This is a genomic window from Flavobacterium sp. CG_9.1 (genome assembly GCF_015751645.1).
In the GTDB taxonomy this organism is placed as follows: domain Bacteria; phylum Bacteroidota; class Bacteroidia; order Flavobacteriales; family Flavobacteriaceae; genus Flavobacterium; species Flavobacterium xanthum.
Map to the genome: position 1 here is coordinate 14,801 of NZ_JADOVC010000031.1, position 23,212 is coordinate 38,012.

General features: G+C 35.0%; 20 protein-coding genes. 10 read left to right on the top strand and 10 right to left on the bottom strand.

The genetic code is table 11. The annotated features are described in order from the left end of the window. Nucleotides 1–83 precede the first annotated feature (83 nt). From IWX83_RS14210 to chrA, 5 genes are all read left to right on the top strand, one after another. Nucleotides 84–944: a bifunctional 2-polyprenyl-6-hydroxyphenol methylase/3-demethylubiquinol 3-O-methyltransferase UbiG gene (locus IWX83_RS14210; protein WP_196830583.1), complete on the top strand. Its 861-nt coding sequence runs from the start codon at nucleotides 84–86 to the stop codon at nucleotides 942–944. Nucleotides 945–1,176: 232 nt separating this feature from the next. Then, complete coding sequence (locus tag IWX83_RS14215) at nucleotides 1,177–1,791, top strand: OmpH family outer membrane protein (protein ID WP_231380037.1); 615 nt, start codon at nucleotides 1,177–1,179, stop codon at nucleotides 1,789–1,791. Nucleotides 1,792–2,086: 295 nt separating this feature from the next. Next, on the top strand, nucleotides 2,087–4,354 hold the full coding sequence (locus tag IWX83_RS14220) for a helix-turn-helix domain-containing protein (protein WP_196830585.1): 2,268 nt from the start codon (nucleotides 2,087–2,089) through the stop codon (nucleotides 4,352–4,354). A gap of 736 nt (nucleotides 4,355–5,090) precedes the next feature. Then, nucleotides 5,091–5,522 (top strand): DoxX family protein, encoded by a 432-nt coding sequence (locus IWX83_RS14225; RefSeq protein WP_196830587.1) that lies wholly within the window; start codon nucleotides 5,091–5,093, stop codon nucleotides 5,520–5,522. Continuing rightward, entirely contained in the window at nucleotides 5,512–6,642 is a 1,131-nt protein-coding gene (chrA, locus tag IWX83_RS14230; protein ID WP_196830589.1) for a chromate efflux transporter, read from the top strand. Before IWX83_RS14225 ends, chrA begins: the two co-directional genes overlap by 11 nt. Before the next feature lie 519 nt (nucleotides 6,643–7,161). Here chrA and IWX83_RS14235 read toward each other — a convergent pair. Beyond that, nucleotides 7,162–8,109: an SPOR domain-containing protein gene (locus IWX83_RS14235; protein ID WP_196830591.1), complete on the bottom strand. Its 948-nt coding sequence runs from the start codon at nucleotides 8,107–8,109 to the stop codon at nucleotides 7,162–7,164. 102 nt (nucleotides 8,110–8,211) lie between these two features. Between IWX83_RS14235 and dprA the strand changes: the two genes are divergently transcribed. Next, nucleotides 8,212–9,312, top strand: coding sequence for a DNA-processing protein DprA (gene dprA, locus IWX83_RS14240; protein ID WP_196830598.1), 1,101 nt, complete (start codon nucleotides 8,212–8,214; stop codon nucleotides 9,310–9,312). 207 nt (nucleotides 9,313–9,519) lie between these two features. Here dprA and trpS read toward each other — a convergent pair whose 3' ends face one another. After that, nucleotides 9,520–10,497 (bottom strand): tryptophan--tRNA ligase, encoded by a 978-nt coding sequence (gene trpS / locus IWX83_RS14245; protein WP_196830600.1) that lies wholly within the window; start codon nucleotides 10,495–10,497, stop codon nucleotides 9,520–9,522. A gap of 263 nt (nucleotides 10,498–10,760) precedes the next feature. Here trpS and IWX83_RS14250 point away from each other — a divergent pair, with 263 nt between their 5' ends. Continuing rightward, complete coding sequence (locus tag IWX83_RS14250; protein ID WP_073353323.1) at nucleotides 10,761–11,522, top strand: 1-acyl-sn-glycerol-3-phosphate acyltransferase; 762 nt, start codon at nucleotides 10,761–10,763, stop codon at nucleotides 11,520–11,522. On the opposite strand, the gene IWX83_RS14255 is transcribed toward IWX83_RS14250, so the two are convergent. The 8 genes from IWX83_RS14255 to IWX83_RS14290 all read right to left on the bottom strand — a co-directional run bounded on the left by IWX83_RS14255 (nucleotide 11,506) and on the right by IWX83_RS14290 (nucleotide 18,129). Then, on the bottom strand, nucleotides 11,506–12,933 hold the full coding sequence (locus IWX83_RS14255) for a hypothetical protein (RefSeq protein ID WP_196830603.1): 1,428 nt from the start codon (nucleotides 12,931–12,933) through the stop codon (nucleotides 11,506–11,508). The genes IWX83_RS14250 and IWX83_RS14255 overlap by 17 nt on opposite strands. Next, nucleotides 12,930–13,472 (bottom strand): RNA polymerase sigma factor, encoded by a 543-nt coding sequence (locus tag IWX83_RS14260; protein ID WP_073353357.1) that lies wholly within the window; start codon nucleotides 13,470–13,472, stop codon nucleotides 12,930–12,932. Before IWX83_RS14260 ends, IWX83_RS14255 begins: the two co-directional genes overlap by 4 nt. A gap of 15 nt (nucleotides 13,473–13,487) precedes the next feature. Then, a complete protein-coding gene (locus tag IWX83_RS14265) occupies nucleotides 13,488–13,898 on the bottom strand; it encodes a hypothetical protein (protein WP_196830605.1) in 411 nt (136 codons plus the stop codon). 232 nt (nucleotides 13,899–14,130) lie between these two features. Continuing rightward, nucleotides 14,131–14,541, bottom strand: coding sequence for a hypothetical protein (locus tag IWX83_RS14270; protein ID WP_196830607.1), 411 nt, complete (start codon nucleotides 14,539–14,541; stop codon nucleotides 14,131–14,133). A 295-nt stretch (nucleotides 14,542–14,836) separates the two neighbouring features. Continuing rightward, nucleotides 14,837–15,844: a recombinase RecA gene (recA, locus tag IWX83_RS14275; protein ID WP_073353354.1), complete on the bottom strand. Its 1,008-nt coding sequence runs from the start codon at nucleotides 15,842–15,844 to the stop codon at nucleotides 14,837–14,839. 188 nt (nucleotides 15,845–16,032) lie between these two features. Then, nucleotides 16,033–16,542 (bottom strand): acyl-CoA thioesterase, encoded by a 510-nt coding sequence (locus IWX83_RS14280; protein ID WP_073353352.1) that lies wholly within the window; start codon nucleotides 16,540–16,542, stop codon nucleotides 16,033–16,035. Between the two features lie 50 nt (nucleotides 16,543–16,592). Further along, nucleotides 16,593–16,976, bottom strand: coding sequence for a DoxX family membrane protein (locus tag IWX83_RS14285; RefSeq protein ID WP_073353318.1), 384 nt, complete (start codon nucleotides 16,974–16,976; stop codon nucleotides 16,593–16,595). 4 nt (nucleotides 16,977–16,980) lie between these two features. Then, a complete protein-coding gene (locus IWX83_RS14290) occupies nucleotides 16,981–18,129 on the bottom strand; it encodes a DNA polymerase III subunit delta' (protein ID WP_196830609.1) in 1,149 nt (382 codons plus the stop codon). Between the two features lie 283 nt (nucleotides 18,130–18,412). Here IWX83_RS14290 and pgk point away from each other — a divergent pair, with 283 nt between their 5' ends. From pgk to IWX83_RS14305, 3 genes are all read left to right on the top strand, one after another. After that, nucleotides 18,413–19,600, top strand: a complete 1,188-nt coding sequence (gene pgk / locus IWX83_RS14295) for a phosphoglycerate kinase (protein WP_196830611.1) — start codon at nucleotides 18,413–18,415, stop codon at nucleotides 19,598–19,600. A 510-nt stretch (nucleotides 19,601–20,110) separates the two neighbouring features. Then, a complete protein-coding gene (locus tag IWX83_RS14300) occupies nucleotides 20,111–22,153 on the top strand; it encodes a LysM peptidoglycan-binding domain-containing protein (protein WP_196830612.1) in 2,043 nt (680 codons plus the stop codon). A 48-nt stretch (nucleotides 22,154–22,201) separates the two neighbouring features. Next, nucleotides 22,202–23,185: a DUF4837 family protein gene (locus IWX83_RS14305; protein WP_073353309.1), complete on the top strand. Its 984-nt coding sequence runs from the start codon at nucleotides 22,202–22,204 to the stop codon at nucleotides 23,183–23,185. The last annotated feature ends 27 nt before the right edge of the window (nucleotides 23,186–23,212 follow it).

Genomic DNA, 23,212 nt, shown 5'->3' on the forward strand with positions numbered 1-23,212 from the left:
AAATAAATAATTCAGCCCTGAAAGTATCCGTTGGTGTTTTCAGGGTTTAGTTTAAAATTAAAATATAAAAGCACTAGTATTTAATGGATATTTCAAACCAACAGCCTTTTTTAACCGTTAAAGATTATTCTGTTTCTCAGGAAATTTTTGACTTATATCATGATGTCAAATTTGACATGCTGATTACGTCTCCACAACCCAGTTTAGAAAATTTAGGAAAGTACTACGAAAGTGTGGATTATATTTCGCACACGGATAGCAAAAGGTCTTTATTTGAAAAAGCCTATCATTTGGTAAAAAGCATTGCGCTTGAAAATAAGTTGAGTTTAATCAATTCATTACAAACGAATAAAGGAAGTATTTTAGATATTGGAGCCGGAACGGGAGATTTTTTATCTGTGGCCAAAGATAACGGTTGGCACACGATAGGAGTGGAGCCAAGTGAAAAAGCAAAAGCGATTGCGAAAAAGAAAGGGGTTTCATTTGTTGGAGAAACCAGCGAATTAGACAGCCATTCTTTTGATGTGATTTCGATGTGGCATGTTTTGGAACACGTTCCAAATTTGGAAAACCAAATCAAAGAATTGAAACGATTATTAAAACCCGAAGGGACTTTAATTATTGCCGTTCCAAATTTCAAATCGTTCGACGCAAAACATTACGGGAAGTTTTGGGCCGCTTATGATGTGCCGATTCATTTTTGGCATTTTTCTAAAACGGCTATAAAAATGCTTTTCGAAAAAGAAGCAATGAGTTTAGAAAAAGTGCTTCCTATGAAATTCGACTCATTTTACGTGAGCTTACTTTCGGAAAAATACAAAACTGGTAAAATGAATTATATAAAAGCCTTTTTTGTCGGATTGCAGTCGAATTGGGAAGCGAAGAAGAATTTTGAGTATTCTTCACACATTTACATCTTAAAAAACAATCAAAAATCATTTTAAGCGAATTTAAGCGCATTTTTTAATGAAATCGAATGTGATTGTCGGACTATTAAACTAATCCGTTTATTTAAAAGATATGAAGGTCGTTTTTAATAGACATACATTATACATTCATTAATTATAATAATAAAATCTTATATCATAAAAAAGTAGCATTTTTAAAACTTTATGTCAATACTATCTATTTTTTTATATTTTTGTCACCAATACTTAAAACTAGAAATTCATCAAAATGAAATTGAAGATTCACGAATACCAAAAAAGAAATATTAAAAATATGAGTACAAAAGCATTAGTAATTATCGCATTATCAATTTCTCTATTTGCTTGCAACAAACCAGCCGAAGCAGCAAAAGAAGTAAAAACAGCTTACGTAGACACTTCTGAATTAATGAAAGAATATACAGAGGCAAAAGACCTTGAAGCAAAATACAAAACTAAAGCAGAGGAAAAAGGCAGACAGCTAGAAGCAGAAATCGCAAGGTTTAAACAAGAAGCAGCCAGTTTTCAATCGCAAGCACAAGCCAATGGTCAAGAATGGGCACAAAAAAAAGGAGCTGAATTGCAAAAAAGAGAACAACAATTAGGATATGCACAACAAGCATTATCTCAGGAATTACAGGTTGAAAGCGGAAAAGAAATGGATTCTCTAGTAAGTGGAGTGAAAAAATTCATCAAAGCGTACGGAAAAGAAAAAGGATATGCCTACATCTATGGAACAGGTGACGCAGCATCAATATTATACGCTGAAGACAAATTTGATATCACAAAAGAAATCATTAAAGGCTTGAACGATAAATACAAAGCATCTGCTAAAACAGATGAAAAAGCAGAAGCTAAGAAATAATTTATTTTCTATTAATTCAAAAAATTGCCTTCGTCTATCTTTAGATTGAAGGCTTTTTTTTTGAAGCTATTTCCCGATATACACTCTAATCTCTTGGTTAGCAATTGTTTTTTCTACACCATAAAAGGAGCTTCTTGCAGTCGCTCTTTTCTGGCTAGAAAAAAATCACTTGCCAAACCTCGAGGATTTCCGTTGCTATCGTGGCTAAAAAAACCAAATCAGCAGACAAATAGTTTAGTAAACTATAAAATGTATTCCTAAAATTCAATACTTTAGCTTCATATATACACGCCTAATGCAAACTATCTCAGAAGCCGCCGCTTACACCTTACGATTCATCAATCAAACCCAACGATCTGTTTTCCTCACTGGGAAAGCAGGAACTGGAAAAACCACCCTTTTACGGGAAATTATCCAAACCACGCACAAGAATACGGTAGTTGTAGCACCTACGGGAATCGCTGCGTTGAACGCGGGTGGTGTCACGATTCACTCGATGTTTCAGCTGCCTTTTGGTGGATTTATTCCGGATAATTCTTCGCCTCAATTTTCTGAGAGCACCAAGTTTGAAACCAAAGCTACGTTGCGTAGGCATTTCAAAATGAGCGGTTTAAAGAAATCGGTGATTCGCAACATGGAATTATTAATTATAGATGAAGTCAGTATGCTTCGTGCTGATTTACTCGATGCTATGGATTACATGATGCAATCGGTACGTAAAAGAAATACTCCTTTTGGTGGTGTTCAAGTCTTGTATATTGGCGATTTATTGCAGTTGCCTCCGGTAATTAGGGACGAAGAATGGCGCACGCTGAAAACCTATTACAAAGGAAAATTCTTTTTCCATTCGCATGTCGTGCAGCAAAATCCGCCATTGTATATTGAATTGTCCAAGATTTTTCGCCAGACCGATGATACCTTTATTTCGGTTTTGAATAACCTGCGCAACAACCAGATTTCACAGGACGATATCCAAACGTTAAACCAATATGTAAAGCCTGATTTTGATTTAAAAGCTAACAAGGGCTATATCACGTTAACCACACATAACAACAAAGCCGACTCTATGAATGCTCAGGCATTACAAGATTTAGATGGAAAATTAGTATCCTATAATCCTGCAATAACAGGTGATTTTCCAGATAAAATTTTTCCCGTGGAACAAGAGCTGAAGCTAAAAATAGGCGCGCAGGTGATGTTTGTGAAAAATGATCTGTCCCTTGACAAGCACTATTTCAACGGAAAAATGGGTGTGATCAAATCGCTTGGAAGCCAAGAAATTCTAGTGCATTTTCCCGAAGAAAACAAAACCATCGAAGTCGAAAAATACGAATGGCAAAACATTCGCTACAAGGTCGATCAAACTACTAAGGAAATTGAAGAGGAGGTTTTGGGAACTTTTGTACATTACCCAATCAAATTAGCGTGGGCCATTACGGTGCATAAAAGCCAAGGTTTGACATTTGACAAAGCTGCGCTTGATGTTTCGCAAGTTTTTCTGCCGGGTCAAGCATATGTCGCGTTGTCGCGTTTGCGTTCGTTAGAAGGGCTTATTTTGCTTTCGCCGTTGCGCATGAATGGCATTTCAAACGACCAGGATGTGATGGATTATGCGTTGAACAAAGCATCAGATTCGTTTTTAGCCAATGCGTTGCATTTTGAGACCAAAAATTTTATTCATAATTATTTAGTCAACACGTTTGATTGGAGTGACTTAGCGCAAGAGTGGCGCAATCACCGATTCAGTTACAACGAAAGCTCTGAAGTTTCAGGGAAATCCAAGCATGCGGTTTGGGCAAAAAAGCAAGCGGAACAAGTAGATCAGCTTTTGGATCCATCCAGAAAATTCATTTCGCAATTGAACAAACTTTTTGCTCCTGAAACAGTTGATTTAAATCATGTTTCGGAGCGGATTCAAGCGGCTTTTAGTTATTTCTTGAAGCCAATGGACGACTTGGTCTTTGAAATTCTTTGGAAAATTGAAGAAGTAAAACGCATCAAGAAAGTAAAAGCGTTTTATGATGAATTAATTGTTCTGGAAGAGTTGCAAACCAAAGCGGTGCTGCGATTGATGAAAGCCAAATTACTGATAGAAACCGTTGTTGCTGGAGAAACCATTTCAAAAGAAAAATTAACCTCTTCAGAAATAAAGAGATACATAAGCCGAAAAACAGAAGCAATTCAAAATCAATTCAAAGAACTTAACATCACCTTGATTGAAGATGATAAAGACGTGCAACGCTACTCGGCGAAAAAAGCAAAAACAACTGTACCCAAGAAATCAACCGTTCAAGAAACCTATGAATTATGGGTCGAAAAGAAATCTATTACTGATATTGCTACCATCAGAGTCTTGACCAAACAAACCATTTACTCGCATTTTGTCAAGCTGATTCAAACCAAAGCAGTAGCTATCTCAGCCGTTTTACCGGAGGACAAACTACAGGATTTAGCAGCCGCTTTTGCTGGATACCGAGAAGAATCGCTCAATGCATTGATGGAAAAGCACGGACAAAAATTCTCTTGGGAAGAAGCGAGGATGTTTAAAGCGAGTTTGAATTAGGTTGAATTTTTATTTTAAGAGCAGAGTGGTTGTGGTTTTTAAGAACGAATCTTCGCGCTATTTGTTCTAATCTTTTCTTTTTTTAAGAATAATAGAAAAGCGTTTCCACTGCTGTGCCGTTCATCATTATTCCTATTTATTATAACTAGTAGTAGCATACAAAGATATTTTTTCTATATTTGGAATAATGACAAACTAAGGCTTTTTTCAGACCCATCTTTAGGGCGACCTCGTAAACTATGAATTGATAAAAAATCAAACAACTATTTATTCTTATTGTAACGAAAGAATTTTTTGCCTGCAATTATCAGAAAGAAATTGAAAAAATATTAGGTGACTAGATAAAAAGTACTAAAACGAAGCAAATGAAGACTATTAAAAAACAATTCAGAGGTTTTTATTATGCTATGGTGGAAATTGGTTATCGTTATCAAGAATTGTATTAGGGAGGACAAGACCAGAATTGGGACTATGCCAACTATCAATTAGAAAAAATAAAAAGCACAATTGAAAACTGACTTGAACGAAGAGCTAAAAGAGCAAAATTAGCAAAACACTTTTTGACTTATGTATTGCCACAAATGAAAAAATCGTTAGAATGGAAAGACACAGCCCTTTTCAATAAATATTTTCAAACCTTAATAATCAACTGTAATCGTTGCCACGCATTGGAGAAAGTGCCTTTCTTTACTGTAAAAATCCCAACAGACAGACAATCACCAATTTGCAAATAATTATGTTTCAAAAATTTATCCACACAGACAACTCAAAAACAAGTATTTTAATTCGCTTGATGGTTGGCGCTGTTTTTCTCTCTGAAGGCATACAAAAATTTCTTTTCTCTGAAACATTAGGTGCTGGACGCTTTGAAAAAATCGGTTTGCCATCCCCTGAATTCTTAGGAAGTTTTGTGGGCACTGCAGAAATACTTTGTGGTGCATTGCTATTACTTGGACTATTCACTCGTTTTGGAAGTATTTTGTTAATCATTATTATGGTTGTTGCGATAGCAACAACCAAAACCGAAGTTTTAGCCACCGAAGGATTTTGGAGAATGCTTCATGGAAGCCGAACAGACTGGGCTATGCTTTTAGGTAGTGTTTTTCTTTTAATCAAAGGCGGTGGCAGATGGTCAATAGATAACAAGCTAATGAAAAATGGAAAGTAAAGCCGAATTAAAAGAGTTAGCAAAGCTTTTTTTAAAATTAGGCGTTATTGGTTTTGGGGGTCCTGCGGCACATATTGCAATGATGCAAAGCGAAGTAGTTTCAAAAAGGAAATGGTTCACTGAACAACATTTTCTTGACTTAATTGGGGCGACAAATTTAATACCTGGCCCAAATAGCACAGAAATGGCAATTCATATCGGACACGAAAAAGGCGGTTGGAAAGGTCTAATTGTTGCCGGTGTTTGTTTTATTTTACCAGCCGTATTCATCACAGGTATTTTTGCCTGGCTTTACAAACAATATGGACAATTGCCCGAAGTGCAACCATTTATCTACGGAATAAAACCTGCAATTATTGCCATTATACTAGTGGCAATATACCCTTTAGCAAAAAAATCGTTGAAATCCACAGAACTAATAATAATCGGAATGATTGTTTTAATTAGTTCTTTGCTTCACATTAATGAAATTTATCTAATGTTTGGAGCAGGATTGTTTGCCCTTCTTTTGGCTTGTGTGCGTAATAATAAGCAAAACAGTGTAAAAAATTTGCTTCCATTAACAGTATTGCAAATCACAAACACGGAAATAACTGCTGCAATTAATGTAAACTTATTTTGGATTTTCTTAAAAATTGGCGCGATACTTTACGGGAGCGGTTATGTTTTGTTTGCATTTCTTGATACAGAATTAGTATCAACAGGACTTTTAACAAGACAACAACTTATTGATGCGATTGCGGTTGGGCAATTTACGCCTGGACCCGTTTTTTCTTCTGTAACTTTTATTGGTTATCAAATCAACGGTTTGACAGGAGCAATCGTCTCCACAGTCGCAATTTTTTTACCATCATTTGTTTTTGTTGCATTACTCAATCCATTGGTAAATAAAATGCGGAACTCAAAACTATTCTCTGCATTTTTGGATGCTGTTAATGTGGCTTCGGTAGCAATCATTATAGCAGTTTGCTTAGATATGGGGAAAGACACAATTACAGATTGGCGGACAATATTCATTGCGGTTTTAAGTATTGTTTCAACTTTTCGTTTTAAGAAATTGAATAATGCATTTGTTGTTTTAGGTGGTTCACTTATTGGTTATTTACTGTCATTGCTATGAAATCTAGTGCGCTAGAAAAAGAAGGGCAAATGCACAACATCGGTTTGACAAAAGTTGCGGTTTAATAATTGATTGAACAGCTTTGCTTATTATCAATAGTGTAGGAAGTAGCATCGCGTTTACTCTTTTTGTAACAAATTTCTACTTTTATCAAAACTACATAACCTGGCTTTTGCAACGTTGCTTTATAAAGCGAAAAAAGGATTAAATCCTTAGCATTGAAGGACTTTTATAAGAAATACAAAAATGTGTTTTTAATACGCCATTAATCCTTAAAAAAACTTTTCTCTTGGGGAAATATAATCAACTCGCAAGCTACTTAAAAACTCATCAAATAGTACGTAAGACGCTTAAATTAGATCAATTCCCTAGCCCAGATAGTAGCGGCATCCTCTTGTAGTCTCGTTTTTTAACGAGACTACAAGAGATATAACGAATAGCTGGAATTAGCTCCTAAAAAAAATCCCCAAATCGTTTTCACTTTTTGGGGACTGTCTTAATCACGAAGATTTTATGTTTTTATAAAGATTGAATCAGAATCCAAGCTTCGGGATTGTGCTTTTCATTGATTTCTTTTTTGGCTTTCTCCGCTTCGGCAAAAGTAGCGTAGCTTCCGTACAACACCGGAAAATATCCGTTTTTGTTAGGAGCGATGCGTTTGGCATCATATCCTAAGCGGCTTAAAATGCGCAACGTTTTGTTAGCGTTTTTCTCTTCTCTATAAACACCTGCCATAATGTGGTACGGCATTTTTATTTCGGCAGTCGACTTTACAGCGAGAGTTACCGCTGGAACGGGGCTTTCGATAAAGAAAGTAGCTTCTTGAATTTTATTTTGAACTTGTTTTTGAACCGCAGTTTCAACTAGCATCGTTTCTGAGGCGATTTGGTTTTGGTACATTGGATAACCCACACTTCCTGCAATTCCTAATCCCAATACAAAAATAGCGGCGTATTTTAAATAGGAATTGGTTGATTTGGTTTCCTCAGGAACCATTGTTATGGTAGGTTTTTCTTCAATTGCTGCTACTTCTTTTTCAAAGATTTCTCTTTTTACAAGTGGTGAAACAAAAGGAGCTAATCCAAAAGAACTAGTCAAATAATTGGTTTGATCGTACGGAGTAAAAACGATATTTTTATCCGCGTTCAAACGAAGATCTCCAATATTTTTTATTGATATAATTTCGTTTTCTTCAAATGCTTTTTTCCAATTAAAAACTTCATATTGAATTTTACTTACGGCATATTCATACGATGTTTTTTCTGCTAAAGCGATATGATTGGCTAATAAACCATCATTATTTTTCAGATTCGCATTGAAAGCAATCATTTTTTTGGGAGGAGAAAACGAATTGGAGCTTTCGTTTAGTTTAGCCGATTGAATTTCGGTCAAAAAAGCTCCGAAACCCGGAACGGTTACACATTGATAACGGTATAAAAGCTGCGCGATGTATAGTTCGATTTTCATACTTACAAAGTTATACAACCAAAATAGTTATCAAAATTTTATTCACAATTTTTATTAACAATCCGCATAAAAATTTATACATTTCACCTTCAAATAATTAGCATGAAAGAACAGGATTTATTTTATTTATTGGCATTGCAAAGAATAGAAGGCGTGGGCGACATCATGGCCAAAAAACTGCTGACGCATTTTGGCTCTGCAGAAGCCGTTTTTAATACTAAGGCTTCACAACTTGCTGGAATTGATGGAGTGGGTTCCATTTTGCTGAAAAATTTAAAAGATAAATCGGTTTTTGATAAAGCAACATTGGAGCTGGAATTTATAAAAAACAATGAAATTAATGTCGCTTATTTTCAAGACGAAAATTATCCTGAACGACTGAAACATTGTATTGACGGGCCACTTTTATTATTCACCTCAGGGAATATTAATTTAAAAAACAGAAGAATCATCAGCATTGTAGGAACGCGCCAAATCACGTCTTACGGAATGGAGTTTTGTAGAAAACTGATTGAAGATTTAGCGCCACTCGATCCCATAATCGTAAGCGGTTTTGCCTATGGCGTCGATATTGTGGCGCATCAATTGGCAATGGAACATAATTTACAAACGATAGGAGTGGTGGCGCATGGCTTAAACCAAATATACCCGAAAACCCATAAAAAATATGTTGCCAAAGTTGAGCAAAATGGGGGTTTTATGACCGAGTTTTGGAGTTCCTCGTATCCGGATAAAGAAAATTTTGTTCGAAGAAACCGCATTGTAGCAGGTATGTCTGAAGCGACTATCGTAATTGAATCGGCTGATCGTGGTGGTTCGCTCATTACAGCCAATATGGCGAATGATTACAACCGAGATGTTTTTGCGGTTCCAGGTCGTGTAACCGACAAATACAGTCAAGGCTGCAACAACTTAATAAAAACCCAAAAAGCGAATGTGCTCACCAGTGCCGCTGATTTAGTATATATCTTAAATTGGGATATACAAAAAGACGCAAAACCAGTGCAGAAACAGCTGTTTGTTACTTTAGAAGAAGACGAACAAAAAGTATACGATTACCTCCTTAAAACAGGAAAAGAATTGATGGATATTATTGCGTTGCGCTGTGATTTTCCTATTTATAAAATCTCAGGAATGCTGTTAAATATGGAATTGAAAGGTGTGATACGACCGTTGCCGGGAAAATTGTTTGAGGCGATATAGCGTTTACAAAAAACCAAACAATGAGACACTTCTAGCATGACTAATAGTAAAAATAAATTTTTTAGTAATAAATTGAGCACAAACACTTTCTATTTAGTTTGTCACGCTGGAAGCGTCTCGTTTGAGTTGCTCTCAAATGTTGAGACGCTTCCAGCGTGACAAATTTAGTGGGAATTAATAACTGAAATATTGCTATAAATAGTAAGACTATACAACCTCAAATCCTAGTTTTTCTCTTACTCTAGCCAGTACACCATTGGCAACAGCCGAAGCTTTCTCAGCACCAATTTTCAAAAGTGAATCTACTTCAGGGAGGTTATTGATGTAATAGTTATATTTTTCTCTTTCGGTTTTGAAAGTTTCACAAATTAGTTCAAATAAGGCTTGTTTGGCGTGACCGTATCCATAATTTCCGCCAAGATAATTGGCTTTCATCGCAGCGATTTGTTCTTCGGTTGCCAACAAAGAATAAATAGCAAAAGCATTGCACGTATCTGGATTTTTAGGATCTTCAAGCGGCGTACTATCCGTTTCGATGCTCATCACTTGCTTGCGCAAGGCTTTATCGTCTAGAAAAATATTGATTATATTATTGGCTGATTTACTCATTTTTCCACCATTTGTTCCTGGAATTAGTAAGCCGTCTTGTTGTACAATCGCTTCTGGAATTACAAAAGTTTCTCCCATTTGGTGGTTGAAACGGGAAGCGACATCGCGAGTGATTTCTAAATGTTGCAGTTGATCTTTTCCTACGGGCACAAATTCAGCATCATATAATAAAATATCAGCAGCCATCAGCATTGGATAGGAAAACAATCCGGCATTAACGTCCTCTAAACGGTCTGCTTTGTCTTTGAATGAATGCGCTAATGTCAAGCGTTGAAACGGAAAAAAACAACTTAAATACCACGATAATTCCGCCGTTTGTGGCACATCCGATTGTCTGTAGAAAACTACTTTGTTCACATCTAAACCACAAGCCAACCAAGCAGCGGCGGTACTGTACGTATTGTTTCGTAAGGTTTCACCGTTTTTTATTTGTGTGATGGAGTGCAAATCAGCAATGAAAAGAAACGATTCATTTTCAGGTTTATTTGATAATGCTATTGCGGGAATGATTGCGCCAAGTAAGTTTCCTAAATGTGGTGTTCCAGTACTTTGAACGCCTGTAAGTATTTTTGCCATTGTATTTTTTTCTTCCACGCAAAGTTCGTAAAGTTTTTCATTTTTTACCGCAAATTCGTAAATTTTAAAAATCTACGTATTCCAACTAGCATTCGCAAAATTTTCTTTTACACATAAGTCATTTAAGTCGATAAAACTTTAATGAATTTAAATAACGGAATTAAAATTGACAGACAATTTAAAAACTTATATGACTTATATGGTTGAAAAAAACATCGAAAATTTATACTCATGATAACTTCTGATTTCTTACTTTTGAACCTATGAGAGGATTAAAAATTGTTTTTTGGGTACTGTGGCGGGTGTGGTTTTATATTTTAATGACCATTCCCATATTGGTGATGTTTCCCTTTCTGGTATTGTCCATTTTAACGGAAAGCGGCTATCCTTATTTTTTTAAGATGGCTCGTATTTGGGCAAAATTTATTCTTTTCGGGATGGGTTTTTATTATAAAATAGACAAAAACCAAGAGATGGAATACCAAAAAAGTTACATGATTGTTGCCAATCATACTTCTATGGCCGATATTATGTTGATGCTTGCCCTAACAAGAAATCCGTTTGTTTTTGTGGGTAAAAAAGAATTGTCAAAAATTCCTTTGTTTGGATTTTTCTATAAAAGAACCTGTATTTTGGTAGACAGAAGTTCTTCAAAAAGTAAAATGGAAGTGTTTAATCGTGCTCAAAAAAGAATCAATCAAGGATTAAGCATTTGTATTTTCCCCGAAGGTGGCGTTCCTGATGATGAATCGGTTTTGTTAGATACTTTCAAAGACGGTGCTTTTCGCTTGGCGATAGAACACGAAATCCCTATTGTTCCCATTACTTTTGCCGATAATAAAAAGAGATTTTCCTATACTTTCTTCAGCGGAAGCCCAGGAATTATGCGTGTAAAAATGCATTCACACGTAGAGACTTTGGGAAAAACTGGCGTTGACCGCAAAGAAATTCGCGAAGAAGTGCGCGAAATAATATACAATCAACTGATAGATTTCGATTTAGATCCAATTAAAAGCTATAGCTGATTCCAGAGTACAAACCAATGAATAGTGGCTTGAAGTTGCCAGAATCATTTGAAAACGTATTAACTTGGTACTTAAGCATGGGTTCAAAATTGATTTGGAACGATTTTATAATTTTGTATTTAAATCCTAAACCAACATTAGTGCTAAAATGAATTTGATTTAAATTAGTGGCCTCACCTAATTTTAGATTCGTTTCCTCTGATACGAGCGATATTTTATTTTGGTTAAGAAACAAGGTGCTTACTCCTCCAATAATAGTAATTCCAAACTTCTTATCTAAAACGGAATAGGAAAGTTCCAAAGGAACTTCATAATAGCCCATTTTCTGGTTTAATGCACCTGTATTTGTTTTTTGTATATCTTTTTCGAATGCAGATAACATGCTTAAAGTAGCTTCATTATTAATTTCTACTAAAGCAGTTGAAGTGTAAGCAATATTCGCCAGATTGTTGTTAGCCAAGCCTGTTGAGTAGATAACGTTATTTGTGTTATATCCCAATGACAGTTTGTTTATCCCAGAACGCAAGGCTATTTTCTTAGAAACGGCATAATGGATTCCTACGCCAAAACTTAAGCTATTTTCTGCTGTTTTTTGATTTTCTGAAAATTGTGCATCAATAGCGGAACCGCCTGAATTTGAGTTCAGATAAACAGCTGCGATGTTAGGTGTAATCTGCCATTTGTCTTGCTGATGTATCTTAACAACTTCTTTTTTTTGATCTGTTTTCTTTTTAAGAATTTCATCTAATTCGTTTGGAATTGCACTAGCAGTTGAGGGTTCTTTTTTAGTGTCTTGTAAAGCAATTCTAGTGTTTTCAAGGGGATTTATACTTGTTTTTTCTAGAGGTAGTTGTTGGATTTTCTCAAATAGGTCGTCTGTTTTTGCCTCGGTAACAGCTGTAGCTTTTTTGTTTTCAAGCGCTGTTGCGGGATGTTTTAGCGACAAATTATTTGTTTGCAAATAAACAACAGCTTCCTTTTGATTCTTTTCTTTGTTCGAATTAATTTTAAATCCAGTAGAATTTATACTCTCTTTTTGTTCAGATTGCTTTGTTTTACCACTATTTTCGACTACTTGAGGACCTGTTTTAATTTCTAATGAAGGTCGCTCTTTTATGGATTCATTAGGGATAGATTCCTTTTCATTTACGTTGGTTTTTGGAACTTTTGATTCGATAACCACAGGATTATTAGTTTTAACTTTGTCGTTTATAACAGTATGCAAGGCAAATATCCCCACAAGAAAAGCCGCTGCAGTTCCGGAGAATTTTATCCAGGCTGGCAGTACTTCTCGGTTCTTCTTTTCATTCAAAGCTGTTTGGATGTTATTCCAAACTTGCTCATTCGGATGGGATTCAAAATCTTTAAATTGCTCCTGAAAAAACCGGTCTATATTTTTTTTATCGTTCATTTTGTTGCTGACTTTGTTTTAATTCGGGAATAATTTTCAATTTTTTCTTTTAAAATCATCCGAGCTCTGGCCAGATTAGATTTAGTTGTTCCAGTGGTTATTTTAAGCATTTCTGCGACCTCTTTATGGGAATATCCATCCAAGACGTAAAGATTGAAAACCAGGCGGTATTGATCTGGCAATTCCTGAATAATCTGCATTAAATAATCAATAGAGATGTTCTCATCATCGATTTCAACTTCTTCGTCAGCAACAGTGTCATCTACAATCTCCATAAACCGAACGTCTCTAAATTTTTGAAGGGCATTGTTAATTATTATTCTCTTTGCCCAACCTTCGAAAGAGCCTTTAAAATTGAATTGTTTTATTTTGTCATAAATAATTAAAAAACCATCTTGTAAATTGTCTTCTGCGTCGGCATAATTAATGGAGTATTTTAGGCAAACGCCAAATAGTTTTTTAGAAAATAGCTGGTATAGTTGCTCTTGTGCTTTAGGGCAGTTTTTTTTACAGTCAGTAATCAATTGGTCTAACCCCACAATTTTAGTCAAGAATTAGTTAGTAACAGGAACTTCCACTTCCTCAAAAATAGTAACACCATTAGCGTCTTCTCCTTTGTAAAACTTGAAAATATAGGAACCAGTGTTGGTTACGAAAAAATTAAAAGATACTTCTGATTCTGCTGGAAGGACTTGCGTGCACACTTGGTCCTTGTTTACAGCTGACTGAATGGCAATAGTTCGGATATTTAAATTCTTATCGTAATAGATTCCCTGAAAAGAATAACAATCTGAAGGTCTCTGGTACTTCAATTTTATTTCATAGGTTTCTCCTAATTTGAAACTTTGAGGCAATGTATAACTTGCTACAGGAAGTACTTCGTAAGTGTAGTTAGGAAGATCATTGTCCGTACTGCAAGATAAAAGTGTCAATAAAAATAGGGTGAGTGCGATAAATTTTTTCATTGTTTTCATTTTTTAAGTTAATAAAACCCATTTTACAAAAAAGGGGGTAGTAAGATTTATTATTGAGATACAATTTTTTTAAAAGGTTGCGTCAACAATTAATTTTTAGTTAAATGCAGCAGTATTAAAATACTAAATTAGTGTTTTTTAAGGGTTTGATTTTGCAAAAAAAGCTACATTATGTCCTTTTTTTTTAAAGAAGCTGTCAAAGAGGACAGCTTCTACTTATTTTTTAAGTTGCTGAACTTATAACAATTGTTTGTGTGATAAATTCTGTAGCTGATTTTTTAAATTTAAAGATATACGTTCCTGCAACCGAAGATTTAAATTTATAAGTTGTCGTTTTAGTGACCGCTGCTGTACCGCAATCCGTACCTTCAAGGTTAGTTTCTACTTCAATTTCTTTTGTGTTTTCTGTAGTTGTTTCTGAAAATTTATTAAAAACACCACACTTGTTTTCGACATCATAAGCAACTATCAAAGTCAGTTCCTGATTTACTACTCCTGCCGTTGGTCTGGTAACGGCGCTAATAAACGCTTTTTTAGTTGCCATTTGGGGTTGGTCATTATCATTGCTGCACGAAGCAAATCCTGATGCTACTACTAATGCCAAAGCAATCACCTTTAATTTCATTTTTTTCATTTTTTTAAAATTTATTGATTTATATTTATTTTATAAAAGATGATTTAAAATTAGAAAGGTTGCTTGCCGTGGGTTAATTTTAGAGTAAAAAATGAAAGTAAGGGAGAACTTAGAGTTTTTAAAGTTGCTCGTTATATTTAGGAATCATTTTTTTTAATGATTTGATTTTGAATCAAAAAGTGTAAATAATTCTAATTTATTTTTAAGAATATAGCTAAAGGAAGGTTTCATTTTAGGCTATAAAAAATGCCGAAATAATTTATTTCGGCATCGTTTTTTTACAAGTAAATTGGATTTACAAAGCAGCTAATTCTTTGATATGTGCTTTAATTTTCCCTTCTAATTCATCTGCTAATTCTGGATTATCTTTGATTAAAGACTTAACCGCATCACGACCTTGTCCTAATTTGGTTTCACCATAACTGAACCATGATCCTGCTTTTTTGATGATTTCAAATTCGACAGCTAGATCTAGAATCTCTCCAGTTTTTGAAATTCCTTCTCCGTACATAATATCAAATTCAGCGATTTTAAATGGTGGAGCCACTTTGTTTTTTACCACTTTTACTTTGGTTCTGTTTCCAAGTACGTTATCACCATCTTTAATTTGAGTAGAACGACGGATATCTAAACGAACCGAAGCGTAAAACTTTAATGCATTTCCTCCAGTTGTTGTTTCTGGATTACCAAACATAACACCAATTTTTTCTCTTAATTGATTGATAAAGAAAACCGTACAATGTGTTTTGCTTATTGTTCCAGTTAATTTACGTAATGCTTGAGACATCAAACGGGCATGAAGACCCATTTTAGAATCTCCCATTTCACCTTCAATCTCACTTTTTGGAGTCAAAGCCGCAACCGAGTCAATTACAACAATGTCAATGGCTCCGGAACGAATCAAGTTTTCCGCAATTTCTAATGCTTGTTCTCCATTGTCTGGTTGTGAGATGATCAAGTTTTCGATATCTACACCTAATTTCTCTGCATAATTTCTATCGAAAGCGTGTTCTGCATCAATAAAAGCAGCGATTCCACCTGCTTTTTGAGCTTCGGCAATGGCGTGCAATGTAAGGGTTGTTTTTCCAGAGGATTCTGGACCATATATTTCGATGATTCGCCCTCTTGGATAGCCACCTACTCCTAAGGCTAAATCGATACCTAATGAACCTGAAGAAATCGTTTCCACTTCTTCAATGGCTTTATCGCCCATTTTCATTACGGTACCTTTACCGTAAGTTTTGTCTAGTTTATCCAGCGTAAGTTGTAGCGCTTTTAATTTAGATTCTTTTTCTGTACTCATCTTCTCTTTTACCTTTTCTTTCATCTATTTGTATTATTTTATAACTGTAAGAAACTGACAGGATGACTAATTATCCTGAAAATTCCAATTGTGTGAGAATATTTTTTTTCGTAAAAATACTTCTTTTTTTAATGTAAATTTTCTCTTTCAAGAATATTTTAAAATAAAAATAACAAGCTAAAATGTTGCTACATGAACAACGCTTTTAATTCGGTTGCGTCATGCGGATTCATTTTGCCGGCTAAAACTAAACTTAATTGTTTGCGTCGCAGTGCGGCTTCAAAACGTTGTTTTTCCAGTTCGGTTTCTGGAACAATTTGTGGCACTTCAACGGGTCTCCCAGTATCATCCACGGCTACAAAAGTGTAAATCGCTTCATTGGCTTTGGTTTTATTACCAGATTCGCGGTCTTCCACCCAAATATCAATGTATATTTCCATCGAACTTTTGAAAGCGCGCGAAACTTTGGCTTCGACCGTAACCACACTTCCTAGTGGAATGGCTCTGTTAAAGGCGACATGGTTTACAGATGCCGTAACTACAATTCTGCGGGAATGTCTCCTTGCTGCAATGCTGGCTGCACGATCCATACGGGCCAATAATTCGCCACCAAAAAGATTATTCAAAGGATTAGTCTCACTTGGTAAAACCAAATCAGTTAGTGTCGTTAAGGATTCAGAAGGATGTTTTGGAGTCATATTTTTATGTAAGAGGATAGTATTATTTTGTATGCGGAAGCTTTTTATTTTTAATTCAACCAATATACGGCTAGTATCGCAGGGATAAAATAGATGACAATGGTTCTTGCGCCATCATAATCCTTAGCCAATCGTTGACCAAATAGCAACATTAATAGCGTGATACAAGAGAAAACAGCTCCGTAGAAACCAAAAATTCTTCCGTTGTTTACCAGTAATTCGATGCAACCCACTACGCATAAAATTCCGGAAATTAATTCTAAAATTAAAATGTTTAGTAAAGCCAGTGGGACTTGATTCTTTAATGGTGTTTTAGCGAAGTGTCCTTTTAACCAATCTACATTGTCTTTCCAATAAAACAGTTTGTCATATCCGGATTGTAGAAAAGTAATGGCTAGGAAGATTAAAATCAAAATTGAAGTAATGTTGTTCATTTTTTTATTTTTGGTGAATTAAACGGGTTAGTTTTATTGATAAATCGGTTAAAATAATTTTAGGATTTCCGTTGCGCTCAATGTGATACATGGCGTCTGACAGTTCTTTAAAAATAGCATTGATATTATTTCCATTTACAAAAGGCGCAAAATTTTCGAGTTTGAATTTCTCTACTTGCGGTTCCATGTAAACCAAGCTTGTTGTTTGGTAATTTAACAACAACGCCTGACGAAACATCTCAATACAAAAATGTAAAAATTTCTTTTGGGTTTCTCTTCCTAAACCAGCAATTTGCTCGCTCCATTGAATCAAATCCTGAATTGCTGCTGCGTTTCCTTTGGCTCTAAAAGCAGCTCGAACCCAATCGACAAACCATTTTTCAAAAAAAACGGATTCGCTATCCGGTTGCAGTAATTGTAATGCTTTATTGAAATTTCCTTGTGCCTGATGCGCTATTTTTATGGCGGTTTTTGATTCTATATTTTCTTTTGAAACCAAAGCTTCAGCGATTACTTTTTCGCTTAATCCATTAAAATGCAGGACTTGGCATCTAGAACGAATGGTTTGAATAATATCTTCTTCGTTTTCTGAAATCAATATAAAAACTGTTCTGTCCGTAGGTTCTTCCAGTAATTTTAGCAGTTTATTAGATGCAGCGATGTTTAGTTTATCAGCCATCCAAATAATCATTATTTTGTAACCGCCTTCGTAGGATTTCAACGCTAGCGATTTCAAAATCTCCTGCGCATCATCAACCCTAATTTCTCCTTGTTTGTTTTTAACACCCAACATTTGATACCAATCAAACAAACTTCCGTACGGATTATGTTCTAAAAACTGTCGCCATTCTGTGATAAAATCAATGCTTTTGGGTTTCGTCTTTACCTCTTCCGTACTTACCGTTGGGTATATAAAATGCAAGTCCGGATGTGAAGTTTTCTGGAATTTGAGGTTACAGGCTTCATTTGATCCCGAGTTTTCCGAGTTTTGATTCCTGCAAATAATGTACTGCGCATACGCAATCGCCATAGGCAAGGTTCCGCTTCCTTCAGGGCCAACAAACAATTGTGCATGTGGAATTCTACCCAAATCAGCACTTTTTGTCAAATGACTTTTGATGTGTTCTTGTCCTAAAATTTCTGAAAATTGCATGAAGCAAAGATAGTAGAAAATGGTTTAGTCTAAAATTTTAGCAAGCAAAGTTTCAGCACCAGCAAGTGTCGTGAAGTGGTAATTAACGCATTTATTTTTGAAATTTAATTTGTGTTTATTTCGAACAAAAAACACATAAAGTATTAAAAAGAAACATTATTTATTAATTTACAACGATTTCGTTGCTTAAAATTTATTTTATATGGTTTTCTCTAATTTATTAATAATTTAAAAGTTCTATATTTGTTACTCTTTCAAAAATAATAAACTAAAAAACATACTGATGAAAACGTTAAGTGATTTCAATTTTGCAGATAAAAAAGCCATAATCCGTGTTGATTTTAATGTGCCATTGGACGAAAATTTCAATGTAACAGACGCCACTCGTATCGAAGCAGCAAAACCTACTATTGATGCGATTCTTGCTCAAGGCGGAAGCGTGATTTTGATGTCGCATTTAGGCAGACCAAAAGGTGTTGAAGGCAACTATTCATTGAAACACATCCTAAAAACAACTTCAGAAGTGCTTGGAGTTCCAGTTCAATTTGCATCAAACTGCATTGGAGCTGAAGCTAAAGCAGCAGCTGAAAAATTGCAGGCTGGAGAAGTTTTATTATTGGAAAATTTACGTTTTCATACCGAAGAAGAAGCGGGTGATGTTGCTTTTGCAAAAGAATTAGCGTCACTTGGAGATATTTATGTAAACGATGCTTTTGGTACGGCACACAGAGCGCATGCTTCGACTACCATTATTGCTCAGTTTTTTCCAACAGAAAAATGTTTCGGTTTATTATTGGCTAAGGAAATCGAAAGCTTGAACAAAGTATTGAAAAACAGTGAAAAACCAGTAACAGCTGTTCTTGGTGGCTCTAAAGTGTCTTCGAAAATTACGGTGATTGAAAATATTCTTGATAAAGTAGATCACATGATTATTGGTGGTGGAATGACCTTTACTTTCGTAAAAGCATTAGGCGGTAAAATTGGAGATTCTATCTGTGAAGATGACAAACAAGAATTGGCATTGGAAATCTTGCGATTGGCTAAGGAAAAAGGAGTTCAAATTCACATTCCTGTGGATGTTGTTGCTGCCAATGCATTTTCAAATGATGCCGAAACTCAAATTGTTGATGTAAAAGAAATTCCAGATGGATGGCAAGGTTTGGATGCAGGTCCAAAATCATTGGAAAACTTCAAAAAAGTGATCATGGAGTCTAAAACGATCCTTTGGAACGGACCATTAGGCGTTTTTGAAATGGAGAATTTTGCAAACGGAACAATTGCTTTGGGTAATTTTATTGCAGAAGCTACTGCAAAAGGAGCCTTTTCACTAGTAGGAGGAGGAGATTCTGTGGCGGCAGTAAAACAATTTGGATTGGAAGATAAAGTGAGCTACGTTTCCACCGGTGGAGGAGCGATGCTTGAAATGCTGGAAGGTAGAACTTTGCCTGGAATTGCAGCTATTTTAGACTAATGCAGTTGTTGAAAAACAAATACTAACGGTTAGATTTTAATTATTTTAAATTAAAAAAACACTCTCATAATACAATGAAACCTTAGCGATAAACTATTTATTGCTAAGGTTTTTTAATTTAAACTGTTAATTAGAATTATTAAAAACTTCAATTAATATTAAAAAAAATTAACCACATAGAAACACAGAAAAAAGAATCAGAAAGCCCAATTCTTGCATTCACATAACTATGATTTCCTCTAATATAGTGAAACGCCTTCCAGAATTTTAAATCTATGTTTCTATGTGGTTAAAAAATTTAACGAATTGATTCATACCCAATGGATAGACTAATAATTATGAATCTGGATTTATAATTATTTTTATTGTCAATTCAGGTGAAAATTCTTTGTAAATGCATCTAAGATTGCATTTTTAACAATATTTAAAGAAATTTTTAGTTTAAACCTATTAAGTTTGTAAAAACAAGCTTTGTAATCATTTGTAATATAGGTCTTTGATCGTAAAAATATGAATATAAAAAATACCACATTATCACTTTTGCTGCTGTTATCGTCGCAATTGTTTGCTCAAGAAAGTTTCGAAAATAAAGAAATTTATAGATTCGAAACAAAATTATCCTATTTAGATTCCATCAAAAAAACATTCGTAAAAGATGATTTAGCCGCCTGCGTAGATAGCTTGTGGATGAAGGAATTGACTAATTTAGATTTGTACAACACCATTTCGGATGATATTAAGAATGTCAATGTCGATGAGAAAATTGAGTATGAATTGTCAACGGAACTTCTCAAAGAAAGATTGGCTGCAATGGATGCGAAATCGCCTTTCAACATTGAATACAATCAAGGATTAGAAAACATTATCAAATCATTTTTGAAGAATCGAAAAAAATCCTTTGAACGTTTAATGGCGGTTTCTGAGTATTATTTTCCTGTGTTTGAAGAAGCTTTAGCCAAACAAAATGTCCCTTTAGAAATAAAATATTTAGCCGTTGTGGAATCCGCTTTAAATCCTAAAGCAGTTTCTAAAATGGGAGCAACCGGATTGTGGCAATTTATGTATCAAACGGGAAAACAATATGGTTTAAAAATTGATTCTTATATAGATGAACGCAGCGATCCTTTGAAAGCCAGTGCAGCCGCGGCCCAATATATGACTAATATGTACCGAATATTTGGTGACTGGGATTTGGTTTTGGCGTCCTATAATTCAGGTCCTGGAAATGTTTCAAAAGCAATCAGACGTTCCGGAGGTCAGCAAAATTATTGGAACATCAGAAAAAATCTGCCTAAAGAAACACAAGGATATGTTCCGGCTTTCCTGGCAACGATGTACATTTATGAATACCATAAAGAACACGGAATTGTTCCTAACAGAGCCACTGTGCAACATTTTGCTACAGATACCATACTGATTAAAAAGCAAATGACTTTCAAGCAAATATCTGATTTATTAGATGTTCCCGTAGTTCAGTTGCAAGTATTGAACCCATCTTATAAACTCAATGTGATTCCGTTTTATCACGACCAAAATCATTATTTAAGATTACCTCAAGAAAAAATTGCTGTTTTTGCGTCTAATGAGGATCAGATTTATGCTTACACGCAATATGAATTAGACCAACGCGAAAGACCGTACCAAACTTCAAAAGCAGTGGTCAAAAACACTCCAAATACCTTTAGTCAAAGTAGTACAGCTGGTAAAATAGCGTACTATAAAGTAAAACGAGGAGATAATCTAACTAGCATTGCTTTTAAATATGGTGTTTCTATTACCGAACTAAAGAAATGGAATAACCTTAATAGTAATGCGCTTGCTTATGGCAAGAACTTGAAGATTAGTACAGGACAGCCTTTAATTAAATCAACAACAGTAGAACCTAAAGAAAGTAATAGCATCTTAAAAAGCCAAATGATCTTGGCCGCCGAAACAAAAAATAATAAAGAAGAAAAAGTAAATAGTGCTTCAAGCATTTCTGCAACGGAGGAAGCAAAACTTTATTTGGTACAAAAAGGAGATAATCTAGGGAGCATTGCTACTAAATATGATGTTACAGTAGCAGATCTTCAAACCTGGAATGGGCTTACGAGCGATGCAGTTCAAGTAGGGGCTTCCTTGCAAATAGCGAATAACGAACTGGAGGCAAAACCAGCATTAGCTTTGATCCCAGAACGAAAAGATGTTGAATATATAGTCTTAAAAGGAGATAATTTAGGAGCTATTGCAAGTAAATTCGGAGCTTCCGTCGTGGATTTAAAACACTGGAATAAGTTGCCAGATAATACGATTACTATTGGAAAAACATTAATTGTTGCCAAAGATGAAATTGCCATTGTTACTGACAAGGCCACTGTCAATTCCTTCAAGAGTAAATCAAGTATAACGGCCTCCTCTAAAAAAGTACCTTCTAATTATTATGTCAAAAAAGGAGACTCTTTATTTAGCATAGCCAAAAAATATCCTGGCGTTACCACTTCGGATTTAAAAAAATGGAACGGTATTAGCGGTGAAGAAATCAAGCCTGGAATGAAGTTAAAAATTAACGGATAAATCAATTAACTTCTATAAATTTGGGTTTTACTTTATAATCGAATCGTAATGAATAAAGCCCATTTTTTATTTCTTTTTGTTTCTCTGCTTTTATTTTCTTGTAAAAAAGAGAATAATCTAGTAGCACGTAAAACAACTGGTAAAATCAACACGATTTCTGTAATTATCGATGATCAGCTATGGAACGGGGATATTGGTGATAGCATTCGGAACAAGTTTGCATCTCCGGTGATTGGATTACCACAAGAAGAACCTTTATTCAATATCAATCAATATCCAGTCAAGCTTTTAGAAGGATTTATGACGGATACGCGAGCGATTATAGTGGTCAAAAAAGCGGAAGAAAATAAGTTTGAAATTCGAAAAAATCAATACGCTTCCCCTCAAAATGTATTCCATATTTCTGGAAAAACCAATGCCGATATTCTCGCTTGCATTGAAAAAAATGCGCTGCAAATGGTTCAGATGATCAAACAAGCTGAAATTGCCGAGAGCCAACGAATAAACAGCCTGTCCCTAATAGATCCTAAAATTATAGAGAACAAGTTTCACATTGGTCTACAGGTTCCCTCTGGATATGCTTATGTGCTTCAAAAAAGTAATTTTATGTGGCTAAAAAAGGAAATCATAGGCGGGAATACCAGTTTATTGCTCTATCAAGTTCCTTTGAATACCATTAATAAAGACACTGATTTAATTACCAGTATTATAAAAATGCGGGATTCCATAGGTCATCTGTACATAAGCGGAAAAGAACCAGATACTAACATGATGACGGAAGAGGCCTACGCGCCTTATCTATTTAAGATCAATCTTGACGGAAAAGTTACTTATGAAACTAAAGGAACTTGGCAATTAAACAATGATTTTATGTCCGGACCTTTTATTAATTATGCTATTATTGATGCCGATTATAACCGAGTTTTGGTTTTAGAAGGGTTTTGTTACGCGCCTTCAAAAGATAAAAGGGATTTAATGCATGAACTCGAATCCATTATAAAATCAGTGGTAGTTGTTAAAAGAGTGCCTTAAATTTCTTTTATTTGCATTTTATAAAAA